Genomic DNA, 17,766 nt, shown 5'->3' with positions numbered 1-17,766 from the left:
TATTTTCTATATTTGCACCACCAAAACGGCGAGGTAGCTCAGTTGGTTAGAGCGCAGGATTCATAACCCTGAGGTCACGGGTTCAATTCCCGTCTTCGCTACAATAGCGAGAAAAACCGCAACATTAAGTTGCGGTTTTTTGCTTTTCTATATGTAAAGAATATCAACTTTGATATCCCAATAATTTTCTAATTTGGTAGAAGAACCTCTCGATAAGTCTTAAATCCTGAGTTACAATTTCGGCACTTCCTCTAAGCTCTTTATCAAAAACTAATGTTTTATTATAACTTGTCTTTAATCCTTTCGGAAGAATAACGTCTACGTAATAATTTCCTTTATCATCTGAAGAAAGAGAAATATTTTGAACTCTACCTTCTACAATTCCATATTCCTGGAAGCGGTAATTGTCAAGTTTAATTAAAACTTTTTCTCCTGGAGTTATCTTCCCAGAGTTTATCGCCGGTACAGACATTCTGCCTACTAATTTATCCTTGTTTTTAGGAAGAATGGATAAAATAGCATCTCCGGTTTTTACGAACTGATTTTCGCCAAAAAACTGCTGAAAACTGGCGACACCATCTGTTGATGAAATGACCAGATAGTTCTGTTCCCATTGCTTCAACGATTTTCTTAATTGCTCAAATAACTGCAATGTTTGTGAAGAGTATGTGATTTTATCTTTTTCGGTATTAATAACAGTTCCACTTTTTGTTCTATTAAGATTAGAAATACTTTCTTCCATTTGCGATAATGAAATATTGATGTTTTCTAAATTTTGTTGAGCTTGTAGGTATTTGATTTTTTCATTCTCAAGTTCCATTGCAGCAATGACTCCTTGATTGAATAACTCCTGTGAACGTTGATAGCTTTTCTTTGTAATCTCATACTTTGCCTGCTCAAGGCTTTTTTGTTGCTTCATCGTTAAGATTCTCATTCTATATTCAGAAAGGCTTTGATTGGCAGCTAAACTTTCCGGAGCATAAGGTTGTAGTCTTGTAAAAAGTTCTTCATCCTGAAAAGCTTTGGCAAAATTATTATAATCACCCTGTAATTCGCCCAATTTAAAATGTGAACTCTGATGAACCGGAAATGAACCTAGCTGATTAGGAGAAATAGAATCTACCAGCTTTTTAAGCTCTAAAATATCGTTATAATTAGCAGCAGACTGCATTACCATTAAGACCTGATTTTTTTTAACTTCCTGATGGTCTTTAATGAATATTTTTTCAATTTTAGAACTGATTCTTGCTTCTAATTTTTCAGGAGGATTTTGTGAGGTAACAACAATAGGTGCAGGGATAAATTCCGGATATTTAATTATATAGCTCATTCCTAAAATAAGCAGAAGTATAATAAAAATAATGGTATTTCCCCAACGGATCATCCAGTGGGGCGGTTGTGTAAGAATGTCCTGAACACTTTCAGAACGTAATTCTATGTTATCTAAAATATCTTTGTTAGTTTCCAAGTTCTAATTGATTTTTTACAAGTCTGTAATATTCGCCTCTTAGTGCCACTAATTCTGTATGACTTCCTTCTTCCACAACATTTCCTTTATCTAAAACAATGATTTTATCAGCATGTTTTACAGTAGAAAGTCTGTGAGCAATAACAATGGCCGTTTTTCCCTTAAAGAATTGCTCCAGATTTTCCATAATGATTTTTTCATTGTTGGCATCTAAAGCGGATGTTGCTTCATCAAAGAAAATATATTCCGGAGATTTATAAACGGCTCTTGCGATGAAAAGTCTTTGTTTCTGGCCTCCACTTACGCCTAAACCTTCATTTCCGATCTTGGTGTTGTAGCTTAATGGTAAACCTTCGATAAAGTCTTTAATGTTAGCAATTTCTACGGCTTTTCTTAGCTTTTGTTTATCAATATAATCTTCACCCACACCAATATTATTGGCGATAGTATCATTGAAAACATAGCCTTCCTGCATTACCACACCGCATTGATCTCTCCAAAATCTTGGAGAAACATTCTTCAGTTTTGTATTTCCGATTTTAATATCACCTTCAGTAGGTTCATAAAATTTCATTAATAATTTTAAAAGCGTAGTTTTTCCGCTTCCGCTGGCTCCAACAATCGCTGTTGTTTTTTGATATGGAATAGTTAAGTTTAACCCTTCAAAAACAAAAGCATCAGAACCAATATATCTGAACGACATATCTTTAATTTCTATATCTTTTTGCGGGATTTCAGCAACGTATTGTTCTTCTTTATTTTCCTCATCATCTTTATCATGGATTTCGCCTAATCTCTCAAGGGAAATTTTGGCATCCTGAAATTGTTTAATGAAATCAATCAACTGTAAAAGTGGACTGTTTAGCTGTCCAATAATATACTGAACGGAAAGCATCATTCCCAACGTAAGATTTCCTTCTAAAACCAATTTAGCAGAAAGAAAACTTACCAGAATATCTTTCATTTGATTAATGAAATTTCCTCCGACGGACTGCCATTGTTCTAATGATAAAGATTTAATTCTTATTTTAAATAATTTAACCTGTAAAAATTCCCAATCCCAGCGTTTTTGCTTTTCGGCATTATGCATTTTGATTTCCTGCATTCCGTTGATAAGCTCGATCACTTTACTTTGTTCTTGTGAAACCTGTGAGAATCTTTTATAATCAAGTTCTTTTCTTTTATTAAGGAAAAAAGTGATCCATCCGATATACAATACTGCACCCACCAGATAAACGACAAACAGTCTGTAATCATAAAACAAGAGAACAATACTGAAAATAACAAGATTCACCAGTGAAAATAAAGTGTTCAGAGATGAACTTGTCAAAAGTTGTTCTATTCTGTGGTGATCGTTGATACGCTGCATAATATCTCCGGTCATTCTGGTATCAAAGAAGCTTATGGGAAGCTTCATTAATTTGATAAAGAAATCCGAAATAATAGAAATATTAATTCTCGCAGAAAGGTGGAGTAGAATCCAGCTTCTTATCATTTCAATACCCATCCTGCCAAGGAAAAGCATGACTTGGGCTAATAACACAACGTAGATGAAATTTAAATCCTGATTCTGGATTCCGACATCGACGATACTTTGGGTAAGAAAAGGAAAAATTAATGATAATAAACTTCCGGCTAAAAGTCCGACCGCCAATTGAGCGACCAACGATTTATATTTTAATAAATATTTTGATAGGAATGTAAAACTAGCCTTACTTTCTTTATCGTCAAATTCAGTTTGAAAAAATGCAGGAGTGGTTTCTAAAATAAGAACGATACCTTCTTCTGTTTTTTCATTGGCATTTTCGCCGATCCATAGTTTGATGAATTCATCTCGGGAATAGGTAATCAGTCCATAACTTGGATCTGAAATATATACTTTGTTATTTTTATCAATTTTATAAACGACAACAAAATGGTTCTTGTTCCAGTGAACAATGCATGGAAAGGGAACTTCTTCTGCCAGGGTTTCAAAATCAATTTGAACGCCTAATGAGCGAAAACCTAAGTCTTCAGCTGCATCGCTTAGACCTAATAAGCTACTACCTTCTCTTGTAGTCTCAGAGAGGTTACGGATTTGCTGTAAGGAAATGCTTTTTCCATAATGTTTGCTTACGATACGAAGACATGTGGGACCGCAATCCTTGGAATCGGGTTGACGGTAGAAAGGAAAAGTTTTCAACTTCAATGATCTATCTATTTGTTTAAAATAAGTTGCCGCCATTTTTTGACGGCAACCTTTCTCTTATGTTTAAAAGTATATTAACTTTTAATGATTCTTAGTAGCAATATTTATTGCAATAACGGATACAGAAATTAAAATCTGGGTCTGAAAAAGTAGCTTCGCAAGCTGCTAATGTCGTAAAGCACGCAGTCGATGCTGCCTGTCCTCTGGCACATTCTTCCGTGATTCCTCCTTTTACCGTTTTAAGGTTTTCTCTGGATAGTTTTTTTAGGTTTTTCATAGCTTAAAAAATTTGTGATTAATGGTATCGAAAATATGATATTAATTTTTAAGTATCAAAAAATAATATCATATTTTACTAATTTGTTTGTGATCAGTGGTGTAGACTAGTCTATCGGATAGTAAGTACACAGATAAGTAGAAGGACTCGCTCCCGCAATCGTACGGCATGCACCGTTTGCGCAACACCAACCTGGTCCGCAATCTCCATCTACTGGACACATTCTAAAACCTCCTTTAATCGATTTTAAATTTTCTCTTGAGATTTTTGTAAGATTTTTCATAGTTAAATTGTTTAAATGATTTGTTGATTTTGAGATAAGTTTAATCAATTAAGATTCCGCATGATGTTCCAACAGGAGTACATTTTCTTGTTATGGCGCACCAGTAATATCCAGCAAGGCACATTGGGATTGATCCCTGGATAGATTTCATGTCTTTTTTCGAAAGTTTTCTTAAATTTTTCATAGTAATAGTTTTTAGTGTTCCTACTCTTTTTAAGCTTTTCGGATATCGCTTATAATTTTTCCTAAGTTAGTGAATTTTTATAATTGGTGAATATTTTTATTTAAAAGTCCTCGTCTTCTATTAAATCAGTAATAAAATACCAAATATCTTCACGATCATATTTTTCCGGGAACTGATGTCCGTTGATAATAAATACGGGTGTAAAGTTTAATCCGGCATGACTATTATCAGTTGACATCTGGATCAGAAGATCAAGATTTTCCTGATTTGAACTTGTTCCTGCTATTTCTCTGATTTTGTCCTCATTTTTGGTTTCAAACCAAGTATCTACGGTTTTTAGGAATTCTTTTTCCGGTTTGTTGTTGTAAATATGAGTGAAATCTGAGATCAGGTTAGTGAATTTTTCATTCGCTCTTTCTGGAGTATAATTAAATCTTATCTGAGCCGAAATATCATTAGGATATTTTTCTAACAACTGCTCTGTTATTTTGTGAGCATCTTTACAAAATCCACAGTACGGATTTGATACAATTGAAATGTGAAGTTTGGCATCTTTATTTCCTAAAGAAAAAGTTTCATTATCAGAAAATTGAATTTTTTCATTATCAGTAAGTTCTCTTTTGAAGAGATCATAATTTCTTTTGAACCTTAAATTCTTCGCATTAGATTTTTGTAATGTTTCTTTTTGTTCAAGGACATTGTTTAAAAATAAAATAAGCGAAAAAGAAGATAACCACAAAATTATACTTAACAAAAGTACTTTGGAATCAAAAATGAGATTATCAAAAAGGAAAAAACTGATGGCTATCTGAGCAACCAGAATTGAAATGATAATAAGACAAACTCGGCAGAAAGTTTTTTCAACAAAAGCCTGTACGTAAACTGAATAACCAATTGCTACCAAAGATGCCAACGTAAATCCTTTAATTACAAATGCCGAACTCGGTAAAAACAGACCTAAAACCGAAATTCCAATAAAATAGATAAGGGAGAAGTCTGAAAATTTAAGCCCAAGAATACTCGTTTTATCTTGATTAATAATCTTATTACAAGAATTTACATTTTGAGTGGCTGAAGCACCAGCACCACAGATACTTCCAATCACCGCTGAAATATTTCCAAATTTTTGATTGAAAATTTCAAGAGAAATATAGACCCCAATGATAGATAACATATTGAATATAACGTTATACCAAGCATGATTTAGTAAAGAATAAGCCAATATAATTCCTAAAATTGCATAAACAAAAGGTTTAAAATTGGTGACAGACTTACTTTCCGCTTTTTCATCTTTTTCAAAAAGAAGCACAAAGTCGGTTGAGCTTTTATGAAGTTCTTCTTTATTTAAAGTTTTCGCTTTATCTGAATAAACGGAGTATTGTTCTCCTGCTTTTTTCACCAGAGAAAAGGAATTTTCAACAATGGCAATAAACTCTTCAGGCAGTTCGTCCCAATATTCTTTGTCTAATTCATAAGCGTCATTTCGTACTCCCATAAAATTCAGCGTATCACTAAAAGCCAGTGCTGACGGGTAATTCGGATGAGAATTGAACTGGAAAACGAATTCCTGCTTGTCAAGTTTAAGATAGTTGATGAGTTTATCAAAGGTCATGTTAATATTTTTAACTAAAATACGCAGATGTTTTAAAAAAACAAATGTTTTTCTTGAAATGGTGATTTATATTTAATTTTTAGGATATTTTACGGCTTCAGATAATTCGATGGGATTATTGTTACTTTTGATTTCGTCTTGTTTGTACTTTGTTACTTCATTCCAATTTGGAGTAATTTTTTCTCCTTTATCATTTTTAAAATTCATCATTATTCTTCCTGCTTTTACTTCTTTATAAGGATCATTATAATAGTCAATAAAAATTTTTTCAAATTGTTTTTTATTAATTTTTATTGATTTTAATCCTTTATCATCTGCATAAATTTCTTGATAATCTTTTGCTAATCCGGACATATTAAAAATATAATCTTTTTTCATATCATATATTGATATAATTAGTCCAGGTAGTCCGTTGAAGATATAAGGTCCTTCATTATATGGCAGTGCTAAAGTGAACCAAGCTTCCCATTTTCTTCCTTTGTAATCTAAAGTAGCTTTTTGGCAAGTTAGACCATTAATTTTTTTTGTTTCTGATAATATATTCCAATTAAAAGTAGGTTGCTCTTCCTGTAATTCATAAATATCATAGAATACTCTATGAATTTTAGAAATCTGGTTGGCCTTTTTAATAGTCATAAACTCATAATCCATAGATTTATTCATTGTAAGCTTTCCTAGTTTTTCATTAGAAATAAGTGTAGAATCGCTACGATACAATTCGTATGAATAAAATCGTGTTATATTATTATTATTATTATTATTATTATTATTATTATTATTTACATCAAGTATCATTTTTTTATTCTTATGTTCATTAGCCAATGAGTCAGTTTTGTAACTTATATCATAATAAACCCGATACTTTTGAGCATGTAGATTAAATGAAATTAAGATAAGAAAGAAAAAGATGCTGGTTTTAAATAATTTTGTCCATTTCATAATGTTTTATTGCTTTTTGTTTTAGTGAGTTTGTACTCCATTCTGTCCATTCACCTATATGAGGATCATAACCACATTTTAGAGGTTTAGAGATGTCTAATCCCTCTTCATTGTTATGAGTAAGTTCTGTATAGGCTCTGCAATCGGTACAAATATATCTAAATTCACAATCTTTGCAAACTTCAATATTGTCTTTGGTAAGGTTCCAATATTTTTTAAAATTAGTATGATTTATAGCTTTTTCTAAAGTGATATTTTTGATATTTCCAAAACTCTGAGGCATAGAAGGACAATTTTTGATGCTTCCATCCTGAGAGATAAATAATTTGTCTTTTAAACAACTATTATGTAGAATAGATTTAGAGATATTTTTTATATCGGTTATGAAATAATCTTCATCTACTATACCACAATGCCGTCCAGATGTAAGATTTTTCTCATAAAATAATACTGTAAATAAATTTTCATACTGCATGCTTTTAGTATAAGGAGCATTATAAAAATAAACTATTTGTATTCTGTGGTTTCGACTTAATTCCTTTGTGATTTCTTCAGTGTTCGTTTTGTCTATATAAGGAATCAGGATCTCAATAGTTCTTATACAAGAATTTTCTAATAAAGTTAAAATTTTATCTAATTTTTCTTTTGAATATTCTAAAAACCGGATTTGAATAAATTCTGCATCAATATTTTCTATTTTACTATATATTTCATCCAAATTATAAAAGTCCTTTAGAGTATGCTCAATAATTATTTCATTAATATTTCTTGGACTATTCCAAACTATTTGTTTTTCTATAGTATCAATATCATCTGTAAAATATCCAAAATCATCTTCTGAAAGAGCAGAAATTAATTCGCAGTTACTTTCTGTATTATGAATAAACCTATTTTTTAAAATTTGATTAGTTACAATAACAGTAGGAATATTAAATATTTTACCTTTATAATGATCTATTAATAAGCTGTTCAATATTCCTTTTACAATTATACAGTCTTGATATAAATGAAAATATTTAGTTGTCTTCATTAAATAAGTTGGTATTTATAAACGGGGTGGAAACTTTATCATAAATCTTAGTTTTGAACTTAGTAGTATTAAATTTTTTTGAAAAAACAGTTTTAGTAAAATTTTGATCCGTTTTATTAAAGCTTTCTATTTCCTGTCTAAACTCATCATCCATTAGAAAATAGATAAGGTTAAATTTATTTTTCTTCTTATTCATTATACATTGTTTTTAATGCTAAAGCAATTTCCTTTTCTAAGTAAGTATTGTTGAAAAATGAGTGGTATGTAAATTGTCCTGTAGGATTTATTTCTAAAAATATATAATTTCCATTTTCATCTACTATCAAATCAATTGATGAACAATTAAGACTAAAAACGGATAAAACATTTTTAATCTTATTTTCAATTTCCTTTGGAAGATTATAGATCTCATATCTACTGCTAAAATCAATTAAACTTAATCTATGATCTACTTCGTTAAAGTCTTTTTCTACAATTTTTGTTGAAAAAAACTTTCCTAAAATATAAAAAGTACGAATTTCATATTTTTTATTAATTCTTTTCTGGACTAATGCGGGAGCAAATGAATCTGGAATATTGTTGAGATTATTAATTAAAGTAGTTTTCATCCCAATAGCCCTTTCTTTGAAAAAAATATTTACACAATTTTCCATTGGCTTAGTAATAAGTTCACCTTCCTTTTCTAATATGGATTTTAATTGTTCTTTGCTATTCACTATAAAAGAAGGAGGAATTTCCAAGCCTTCTTTTTTAGCAACTTGCATCTGCATCAATTTATTTTGAGTTAATGAAAAGGGAGAGGTTAACCATTTTATGTGAGAACTTTCTCTTAAGGTTTTAAAAATATATTCTCGAATTGTCTTCGATTCTTTTTCAATAAATATATTTACATTATTATTAATCTTTTTTGAAATATTATGCATTTCTGAATCATCAAAAATGGCAGGAGTTTTTCTAAACCATATAACTGAAATCTCTTTTTGAGATATACCATGAAATGATATATTGTTTTCTGAAAAATCAATTTCTAATGAATCATAAAAATCTTCATTTAATCTCAAAAAAGGCACATTAAATTTTTTGAGCCAACTTATGACTAAATCAGTTGATGTATCAGCTTTATTCGAGAAGATTAATATCATTTATTAATACATTTAAAATTATCAATTAATAATGGGCGATCCTCAACAGGTATTTTTTTTGATATTACTAAATAATACTCTTTAGAATTGCAAATTATTTTTTTAGTTATAACCTGATTACTATCTATATTATTGAATTTACTAAGGATATAATAATCATATTCTACATTTTTTTCCTTATATCCCATATTCATACTAGCATAATAAACAATATTATTATACTTCAGTTTTATGGATGGATATTCTTTTTTCTTCTCTTTGGAATCAATGATATTGAGCCCTCCATAAGTTAAATTTTCTATACCCAATGCATCGTTTTTAAACTTAACATGCTGTCCTTCTCTATTAAAATTATTTTCTTTAGTAGATTTATCAAACGTTGTACAGCTTGTTACGGAAAAAATAAGCGTATAAAATATTATACGCCTATATAAAAGTTTATTAGTCATCCTAATAAGGATCACCAGATGAATCCAAAGGATATGTTTCTCCACTTGCACTTAGTGCAGCATGTGGCTTTTTGGGTCCAGGAATTACTACTTCTTCAATAGTATAAGTATTATACCCACCATATACCTTAGCTCCAAAAGCTCTAGTGAATCCTCCAAGATTCTTTGCTTTAAGGTTTGCAATTGATTTTTGCTTTTTCATTTTGTTAAGATTTTGAATTTAATAATGTCTTTTGCCATATAATCCCTGACATGGGGATTTTTGCTGATCAGCGGTTATATTCATTTTTATACTGTACACATATAAAAATAGAATGGTTGTGTTTTTACCCTGAAGCAAAGATGTTATGATTTTAAAGAGTACACAAATAAATACTTTATAGATTCATGAAACTATATATATAATTTCATGAATCTATAAAGTGTAAGTTATTGTAGGTTAGTATTTTATATATTTTAGCGTTTTAAACTTTTGTCTTTTCAATTTCTTTTAAATAAATAGAAAGTGTTGTTCCTGTTCTTTTTTTGAATGCCAAAGCGAAAGCCTGATCATTGTTATATCCTAATTCTTCTGCAATAAAAGGGATTTTATATGACCTGAATTTTCTATCATTAGCTAATCTGGTGATTGCATAATCTATACGTAAGTCATTTAAATAAGTTGCAAAGTTTTTTCCTTTGTAAATATTAATAATTTCGGATAAATATCTAGAGTTCGTTTTTACTTTTTTTGCAACACTGCTTAAAGTAGTTCCTTTTTGAACAAAAAGTTCCTTAGCTTCAAAAATATCCAGCTCTTTCAATATATTTTGAGCTACCTCTTCAGAGGTGACTCTAATTATTTTATAATCAGTATTTTCAAATTGTACTAAATTGGATGATGTATCTTGATGTTCACCTTTGTAATTTTGTATATCACTATTTTTATAAACTGATTTAAGCAGATCTTGAGCAATTTTTCGGTGTTTCTTTTCTGATTTTTTTGATTTGAAATATAAATATCCCAATAATAAAAGTATCAATATCAAGGTGCAAATCGAAACATAAAGAATTATTTTTTTGTTTTCTAATTCATTGATAATATTCTCTTTTTCTTTTATAAGATTAGGCGCATCATATCGTCTGGGAAGTTCTCGTGATATATATCTGAATTGAGAATCAAGTTTTTTATCTATTTTTAGAAATCGATCAATATAATAAAGTTGTTTTTCTTTATCATTCTTATCCTTATAATATTCTATAAGATAAGGATATACTTCCCGAAGTTCAGGGAAAGTGTTATTCGTTTTTTGGACAGTTGAATCTATTGCTATAAAATTCTTAATAGCTTTTTCTTTTTTACCTAACCCGGCATATGATTGCCCAAGATATAATGTTGAATAATTTATACTTAAAGCATTTGATTGTTCATCAATAAAATACTTTTTAGATTGTTCTAAATTGTCAATAGCTATTTGGTAATTTTTTAATTTTAAATTATATAAGCCAAGTAGTGATAAATATTGATTATAACGATAAATATTATTTTGTTTTGATGATCGCAAACCCTCTCCAATAAGCACTTTAGCAGAGTCCATTTTTTGAATATCTAAATAAGTACTTGTTAAGTTTAAGTGAATGTCTGCAAGTTCGCTTTCACTAAGATATGGGGCATTATATAGATAATATTTCAATTTTTTTGCGGCTTCGTAATGTTTCCCTATATAATTATTCAAGTATGCAATACTAATTTCTGCAAAAGCAATCTGCCGCTTATTTCGTTTTTCTTTAGCGTACTTTAACCCTAGTATATAATTGTTTAGTGCTTCTTTTTGATGGTCGTATCGAAAATATAAGTTTCCCCTTAATAAATAAATACGTGCTGGGTAAGTTTCTTTTTTAGAATCTCTTGTAAAAGACTGTACACTGTCAAGATATTTTAATGCGTTTAAAAAAGGTTCATTAAAATGCATTAAGACATAACCTTCTACAATTTTTTCATTGTTTTTTTCTCTTTTAGCTTTTTGAAGATAGTAATAGCTGATTAAACTTGCATCCTTTATCTTATCAATACTATTATACTCATAATATTTCGTTTCTAAATCGGAAAATGAATAATTTTTTAGAGTGTCAATTTGATTGTTTTGAGCTAATAATACTCCGGAAAATAAAATTATTAAAAAAAGAAATTTAGCTTTCATCATCAGTTTTCAAATATTCTGTAAAAATATTACTTTAATTCTTTATAAGTTTAATGCTTCTCTATATTCCTTCGTAAAGAGTGTAAATGACTGGTTGTGAGATGTTTAAAATGGTTTAATCATTTATAAATTCAAGAATCTATAGATGATTTACGTGTCTAAGAAGAAAAATAGCATTTTATTTGCTACTAATCTTAAGTTTAAAATAATTATACAAATGAAAAAACAAAAACAAAATCAAAGTGGAAAAAAATTATCTTTGATAAAATTACAGCTTAGTAAAATTACTAACATGGGTAACATTCAAGGTGGAGGACCGTTTCAAGCTCAGTTTGGTTCTGATGATGGATGTATGTTCCCAGAAGATGCTAGTAAGCCTGTTGACGATGGTATAAAAACTCGAACACAATAATTTTTTTAAAATTTTATGAAAGGCAAAATATTTATCATTACTTTTTTTTTTACAGTTTTCCTACAGGCACAGAAAACAAATTTGGCTCCATCAGTACCAATTACTGAAGAGTATTTTGGAATTACAACCACTGATAATTACAGAAATCTTGAAGACCTTAATAATTCTTCAACTAAGGAATGGATGAAATCTCAGACAGATTACACCAGTTCAACACTTAGAAAAATTTCCAATTGGGATAATTATTTAAATCTAAGGACTGAATTGGACAAAAAACAAGGATATTCTGTGTCTGATTTAAAAATTACGAGTAGTGATAAATATTTTTATTTAAAAATCAAGGCTGGAGAAAAAATAGCAAAAATATATTATAGGGAAGGATTCGCAGGTAAAGAAGAACTGCTATATGATCCATCTAATTTTGTTTCCGCAAACACAAGCAAAACTTCAAATCATCATGAATTTGTAATTAACGTCATAAGTCCTACTTGGGATGGCAGTAGATTAGCTATTTCTTTATCTGAAAAAGGAAAAGAAATTTCTGAGGTGATAATTATGGAAGTGAAAAGCAAGATGGTTCATCCAGAAATTATTACACAATTGAACCCATCTGCAATTGGTGGTATTAAGTGGCTAGGAGATAATTCAGGTTTTTTCTATGTGTATTACCCTGATGTAAATATTAAATCTCCATTATTTGCAAAAAATACCCAAACAGTATTATATAAAATCGGAGAAAATCCAAATAAACGAAATGTAATTTTTTCGAGTCTTAATAACCCCGATTTAAAGATTACAAAAGATGAGTATCCGTCAATATTAACATATGATCCTAACGATAAGTATTATATTGGTATATTAGTTGATGCTGAAGATTTTAGAAAAACATTTATTATTAATAAAAAAGATCTTCTATCTGGTAAAAGAAACTGGAAACCTTTATATAATAAGGATAGTAAAGTATTTTTTTTAAGAGTAGTTGATAATGAAATTTATTTTTTGTCAGGATTAAATTCTTCTAATTATAAATTATGTAAGACCAATCTCACAAATCCAAACTTCAATAATCCAAAGGTATTAGTCCCTGAAAAGAAGGATGAAGTAATAAAAGGCTATTCCATTACTAAAGATGGAATTTATTATAATACAACTAAAAATGGAGTGGAGGCAAAATTATATGTACTAAAAGATCATAAAGAAATTCCTATAAAACTTCCATTTGTTTCTGGAAATATTGATTTATCCTCAAAGGGAACAAATTTTTCTGATATATGGGTGAAATGCTCTGGTTGGGCGAACGCAGAACAGAGATACAAATATGCTTTAAGCAAAAATATTTTTACTCAGGAAAATCTTGCTCCAATTCTTGAATATCCTGATTTCAAAGATATTATAGTTGAAGAAATAACAGTAAAATCATATGATGGCACAGAAGTTCCTTTATCATTAATTTATAATAAGAACCTTAAAAGAAATGGTTCTGCACCAGTACTTATGCAGTGCTATGGAGCCTTTGGAGAATCTTATTATCCATTTTTTGCCATTAGTTATTTGTCGTGGGCAAGCCAAGGGGGTATTATAGCAGTACCTCATGTACGTGGAGGTGGAGAAAAGGGAGAGCAATGGCATGTTGATGGAAAGAAGTTAAAAAAACCAAATTCATGGAAAGATTTAATTGCTTGTACAGAATATTTAATAAATGAAAAATATACTTCAACAAAAAAAATTGCTGTATGGGGTGCAAGTGCTGGAGGAATATTGGTTGGTCGAGCAATTACAGAAAGACCGGATTTATTTGGAGCTGCTATTGTTGAATCTGGAGTTTTAAACCCTCTCAGAGTAGAAAAAAGTGGTAATGGTGGAACTAGTATTAAAGAATATGGAGATCCCAATGATTCAATTGAGTTTAAAGGTTTACTTGAGATGGATGCTTATCAACATATTAAAAAAGGAGTTCAGTATCCAGCTATGTTGATTTGTGCAGGAATTAATGATCCAAGAGTTTCACCTTGGCAATCATCTAAATTTTCAGCAAAAGCACTGGAGAGTAGTACATCTGATAAACCTATTTTATTAAATATTAATTATGAAGGTGGTCATGGAGGAGATGTTACAGTACTAAAAAGATACACTAGTTTAAGCGAGATTTTTGCTTTTGCATTTTGGCAGTTGGGACATCCTAGCTATCAACCTAAAGAAAACATAAAATAATGCCTGCCTTTCCTTATCAATTTTTTGAAGAGTTTATAGTCCGGACACCATTATTTTCTTATCAAACATTTATAAATCGCTTGAATAAGGAGGATATTTCTGATATGGAACTCAGGGGAATTTACTCTGATGTTTTTTTTCAAGAAGCAGTTTATCTTGCTTCACCAGATCTATATAATGAATTAAGAAAGTGGTTTAGTCGAGAAAAAGAATATTCAGAAAAGGAGCAATATAGATTAAAAAAGACTCTTCTGAAATACTTTAGCCGTATCAGCTCCCGATGTACTCCATTTGGACTGTTTGCCGGAGTTAGTTTGGGAACATTTAATAAAGATATTTCTATTTTTTCCGAAGGAAAAGATGTTGGTGTCAAAATGATTAGACATACCACGCTGGATATGCATTTTCTTGTATTATTATCCCAGCATTTTGCTACAATACCTGAGGTAAAAGAAAAACTATTATTTTTTCCTAGTACTAGTATCTATAAAGTTAGTAATAAACTGCGGTATATAGAATATGAATATGTTAACGGAAGAAGGGAATATATAACATCTACTGCATTACTGTCTAAAGAATTAGAGAAAGCATTGCACTTTTCCAATCAAGGTAAAACTATTTCTCAAATTTCTGATATTCTGGTTAATCAAGATATTACAAAGGATGAAGCTAAAGAATATGTAGAAGAACTTATAGAAAATCAATTATTAATTAGTGAACTTGAACCTCATGTTTCTGGTGTAGACTTTTTATCCATACTTATTTCCTTGCTAAAAAATAAGGAAATAACAAAAGAGTATAGTACTTTGATTACAATACAAAAAAAACTAGATGAACTGGATGAAAACATTTCAAATGACACACAACTTTACCTCGAAATAGAAGAACTCATAAAGTCTTTTCAAATAAAGTATGAGGGTAAATTTCTTTTCCAAACCGATTTATATTATAAAAATAAAATAGAACTTCCTCTACGTTGGAGAAAAGAATTGAAAACGGGAATAAGTTTATTAAATAGAATTACGTCAATTAATAAAGAAACTTATCTTCAAAGGTTTAAAAAAGCATTTCTTGAAAGATTTGATCAAGAAGAAATTCCATTGCTTTATGCTTTGGACACAGAAATAGGAATTGGCTATAGACAGGATATTATTGCCAAAGGAGTACACCTATATCTAACTGGTTTTACAATACCTATATCTAAAGAAAAACAAGAACTTAATATTAGATTGACTTCTTTACAAATTCTGCTGAATCAAAAACTGCAAGAGATGCAGTTTGAAAATACTACAATTATTCAGTTAACCGATGAAGACTTCAATGATTATACAGAAAATTGGGAAGATATACCTGATACTTTTTCTATTGTGGCTGAAATTATTTCTGAAAATAATAAAGAAAAACTTATCTTACAAGGGTATAGGGGAAGTAGTGCTGCGAATTTATTAGCTAGATTCTCTTCGGAAAAATCTGACATACAAAATGTAACAAAAAAAATTGTGCAAAAAGAAGCTGAATTGAATTCTAGCTACGTTCTAGCGGAAATCCTTCATTTACCAGAAGCTAGAATTGGAAATATTATCAAGAGACCAATCTTAAGAAGTTATGAAATTCCATATTTATCACAATCTATTTTATCCAAAGAAAATCAAATATCTGTAGATGATTTATATGTTTCTGTAAGAGAAAACAAGATTGTTTTACGATCAAAAAAATTAGATAAAGAAGTAAAGCCGTATTTAACCAACTCACATAATTATTCAGCAAATTCCCTTCCTGTTTATCATTTTTTGTGTGATTTGCATTCACAAAATATTCGACCAAGATTACAGTTTGATTGGGGCGACATAAAGCATCTGTATAATTTCTTTCCTAGAATAGAATATAAGAATATTATTATTTCTAAAGCGTGCTGGAAAATTAATGAAAAAGAATTTGAGAAACTAAATAGAATAAAAGATGACAAATTAGAATTACGGAAGCAGTCAAATGAATGGAGACAAAAAAGAAAGATTCCTGCATGGATACAATGGGTAAGAAATGATAATGCTTTAACTTTAAATTTGGAAAATTATGAAATGTTAAAATTATTCATTCAAATTGTTAGTAAAGAAAAGGTAATTTTAGTAGAAGAGTTTTTATACAATGAAAATGATAACTTTAAACGTGAATTTATTTTTCCGATGTATAAGGAGAAAAAAAATCAATGATGATCGAAAAAAGAAAATTTATTCAGGGAAGTAAGTGGTTGTATCTGAAAATTTATACAGGTGTAAAGACGTCCGATGTTCTTTTGGAAGAGGTAATTCAACCTTTGATCGAATTTTTTATTGAAAATAACTACATTTCGAAATGGTTTTTCATTCGATATAATGATCCAAAATTACATTTGAGAGTTAGATTTGAGTTGTCTGATAATAATTATTACAATGAAATTCTTACCAAGATCCAATTTACTTTTGAAAAATATATCAATTCAGGAGAAATTGCAAATTTTGTTATTGATACTTACAGCAGGGAAATTGAAAGATATGGAATATCAACAATGGATGATGCGGAGTATCTTTTCTATAAAAATAGTGATTTTTTTGTCAAGGAATGTTTACACTTAGATGATGAAGAGAAAATAATCATCTCCCTTTTTTATGTTGATAAAATATTAGATCTTCTAAAACTGTCCATTAATGAAAAGTTGTTGTGGATAAAAAATTCTAATGACGCTTTCAAAAAAGAATTCAATGCAGATAAAAAATTGAATAGTCAGCTTGATAAAAAATACAGACTTTTTAAACCTAAATATGTTGATTTTATTGAATCTGAAGAATATCTGGATTTTAGAGAAAATAATGAAGCTCATATTATAGAACTCGCTCCAACTTTAGAAAATATTATTTTGAAAAGTCCTTCTTTGCAAGATTTATTTCAGAGCATATTTCACATGAATATAAATAGGATGTTTGTTTCGAATCAACGATTATTTGAAATGATCATTTATGATTATTTATTTCGATATTATAAGACAATTTCTTTTCACGAGTTTAAATAATTTGGGTTCGATATTCTAAATAATTCAATTTACATTTTTATTTTCAAAGCGTTATTTTTGATTATGTATCAAATTGATAAATGATAATTTTCCAAGCAAATGTTAGATTTGTTATTTTTTTAAAGTTAAAGTTTGTTTTTAAGTATTATTTTGTTATTTATTTAAAGTTTTAACCATAATTCATTAAATAGAGACGTGAACTCAACCGAACTTAAAAAATCATAAAGTTTTCATAAAGTTTAAAAAAAGAAGAGAAATGTTTTTGTAATTCTAAAATATATTGTACTTTTACAACGCCTTGAATGAGGGAACAAGTCAAGGTAATAAATTTTTTTTCATCATTTG

General features: G+C 29.4%; 17 protein-coding genes and 1 tRNA gene. 5 read left to right on the top strand and 13 right to left on the bottom strand.

The genetic code is table 11. The features are described 5' to 3' along the window. The first annotated feature begins 27 nt into the window (after positions 1 to 27). Positions 28 to 101: transfer RNA gene (locus A0O34_RS05965), tRNA-Met, on the top strand. Between the two features lie 62 nt (positions 102 to 163). Here A0O34_RS05965 and A0O34_RS05960 read toward each other — a convergent pair. The 13 genes from A0O34_RS05960 to A0O34_RS05910 all read right to left on the bottom strand — a co-directional run bounded on the left by A0O34_RS05960 (position 164) and on the right by A0O34_RS05910 (position 11,755). Beyond that, on the bottom strand, positions 164 to 1,468 hold the full coding sequence (locus A0O34_RS05960; protein WP_066752455.1) for an HlyD family secretion protein: 1,305 nt from the start codon (positions 1,466 to 1,468) through the stop codon (positions 164 to 166). After that, positions 1,458 to 3,650, bottom strand: a complete 2,193-nt coding sequence (locus A0O34_RS05955; protein WP_082891244.1) for a peptidase domain-containing ABC transporter — start codon at positions 3,648 to 3,650, stop codon at positions 1,458 to 1,460. The genes A0O34_RS05960 and A0O34_RS05955 overlap by 11 nt, the downstream gene beginning before the upstream one ends. 97 nt (positions 3,651 to 3,747) lie before the next feature. Then, on the bottom strand, positions 3,748 to 3,933 hold the full coding sequence (locus A0O34_RS05950; protein WP_066752449.1) for a bacteriocin-like protein: 186 nt from the start codon (positions 3,931 to 3,933) through the stop codon (positions 3,748 to 3,750). Between the two features lie 106 nt (positions 3,934 to 4,039). Further along, entirely contained in the window at positions 4,040 to 4,216 is a 177-nt protein-coding gene (locus A0O34_RS22315) for a bacteriocin-like protein (protein WP_157885962.1), read from the bottom strand. A 40-nt stretch (positions 4,217 to 4,256) separates the two neighbouring features. Next, on the bottom strand, positions 4,257 to 4,400 hold the full coding sequence (locus tag A0O34_RS22310) for a bacteriocin-like protein (protein WP_157885961.1): 144 nt from the start codon (positions 4,398 to 4,400) through the stop codon (positions 4,257 to 4,259). A gap of 100 nt (positions 4,401 to 4,500) precedes the next feature. Then, complete coding sequence (locus A0O34_RS05945; RefSeq protein ID WP_066752446.1) at positions 4,501 to 6,012, bottom strand: thioredoxin domain-containing protein; 1,512 nt, start codon at positions 6,010 to 6,012, stop codon at positions 4,501 to 4,503. 72 nt (positions 6,013 to 6,084) lie between these two features. Then, positions 6,085 to 6,951, bottom strand: coding sequence for a GLPGLI family protein (locus A0O34_RS05940; RefSeq protein ID WP_066752443.1), 867 nt, complete (start codon positions 6,949 to 6,951; stop codon positions 6,085 to 6,087). Then, a complete protein-coding gene (gene gwsS / locus A0O34_RS05935) occupies positions 6,929 to 7,981 on the bottom strand; it encodes a grasp-with-spasm system SPASM domain peptide maturase (protein WP_066752440.1) in 1,053 nt (350 codons plus the stop codon). Before gwsS ends, A0O34_RS05940 begins: the two co-directional genes overlap by 23 nt. Continuing rightward, entirely contained in the window at positions 7,968 to 8,177 is a 210-nt protein-coding gene (locus A0O34_RS05930; RefSeq protein ID WP_066752437.1) for a hypothetical protein, read from the bottom strand. The genes gwsS and A0O34_RS05930 overlap by 14 nt, the downstream gene beginning before the upstream one ends. After that, complete coding sequence (locus A0O34_RS05925; RefSeq protein WP_066752433.1) at positions 8,170 to 9,123, bottom strand: ATP-grasp domain-containing protein; 954 nt, start codon at positions 9,121 to 9,123, stop codon at positions 8,170 to 8,172. Before A0O34_RS05925 ends, A0O34_RS05930 begins: the two co-directional genes overlap by 8 nt. Further along, positions 9,120 to 9,572: a hypothetical protein gene (locus tag A0O34_RS05920; protein WP_066752430.1), complete on the bottom strand. Its 453-nt coding sequence runs from the start codon at positions 9,570 to 9,572 to the stop codon at positions 9,120 to 9,122. The genes A0O34_RS05925 and A0O34_RS05920 overlap by 4 nt, the downstream gene beginning before the upstream one ends. A 1-nt stretch (position 9,573) precedes the next feature. Continuing rightward, positions 9,574 to 9,774 (bottom strand): hypothetical protein, encoded by a 201-nt coding sequence (locus A0O34_RS05915; protein ID WP_066752427.1) that lies wholly within the window; start codon positions 9,772 to 9,774, stop codon positions 9,574 to 9,576. Between the two features lie 262 nt (positions 9,775 to 10,036). Beyond that, on the bottom strand, positions 10,037 to 11,755 hold the full coding sequence (locus A0O34_RS05910; RefSeq protein WP_082891108.1) for a helix-turn-helix domain-containing protein: 1,719 nt from the start codon (positions 11,753 to 11,755) through the stop codon (positions 10,037 to 10,039). Between the two features lie 214 nt (positions 11,756 to 11,969). On the opposite strand from A0O34_RS05910, the gene A0O34_RS05905 reads away from it, so the two are divergent. From A0O34_RS05905 to A0O34_RS05890, 4 genes are read left to right on the top strand one after another with little or no spacing between them, the layout of a single operon-like run. After that, positions 11,970 to 12,164: a hypothetical protein gene (locus A0O34_RS05905; protein WP_157885960.1), complete on the top strand. Its 195-nt coding sequence runs from the start codon at positions 11,970 to 11,972 to the stop codon at positions 12,162 to 12,164. Between the two features lie 15 nt (positions 12,165 to 12,179). After that, positions 12,180 to 14,375, top strand: a complete 2,196-nt coding sequence (locus A0O34_RS05900) for a prolyl oligopeptidase family serine peptidase (protein ID WP_066752417.1) — start codon at positions 12,180 to 12,182, stop codon at positions 14,373 to 14,375. Next, a complete protein-coding gene (locus A0O34_RS05895; protein WP_066752414.1) occupies positions 14,375 to 16,585 on the top strand; it encodes a lantibiotic dehydratase family protein in 2,211 nt (736 codons plus the stop codon). Before A0O34_RS05900 ends, A0O34_RS05895 begins: the two co-directional genes overlap by 1 nt. Beyond that, positions 16,582 to 17,421: a thiopeptide-type bacteriocin biosynthesis protein gene (locus A0O34_RS05890; protein ID WP_228394357.1), complete on the top strand. Its 840-nt coding sequence runs from the start codon at positions 16,582 to 16,584 to the stop codon at positions 17,419 to 17,421. Before A0O34_RS05895 ends, A0O34_RS05890 begins: the two co-directional genes overlap by 4 nt. The last annotated feature ends 345 nt before the right edge of the window (positions 17,422 to 17,766 follow it).

The sequence above is a fragment of the Chryseobacterium glaciei genome (genome assembly GCF_001648155.1).
GTDB classification, from domain to species: Bacteria; Bacteroidota; Bacteroidia; order Flavobacteriales; family Weeksellaceae; genus Chryseobacterium; species Chryseobacterium glaciei.
This window is presented reverse-complemented; position numbering and strand designations above follow the sequence as displayed.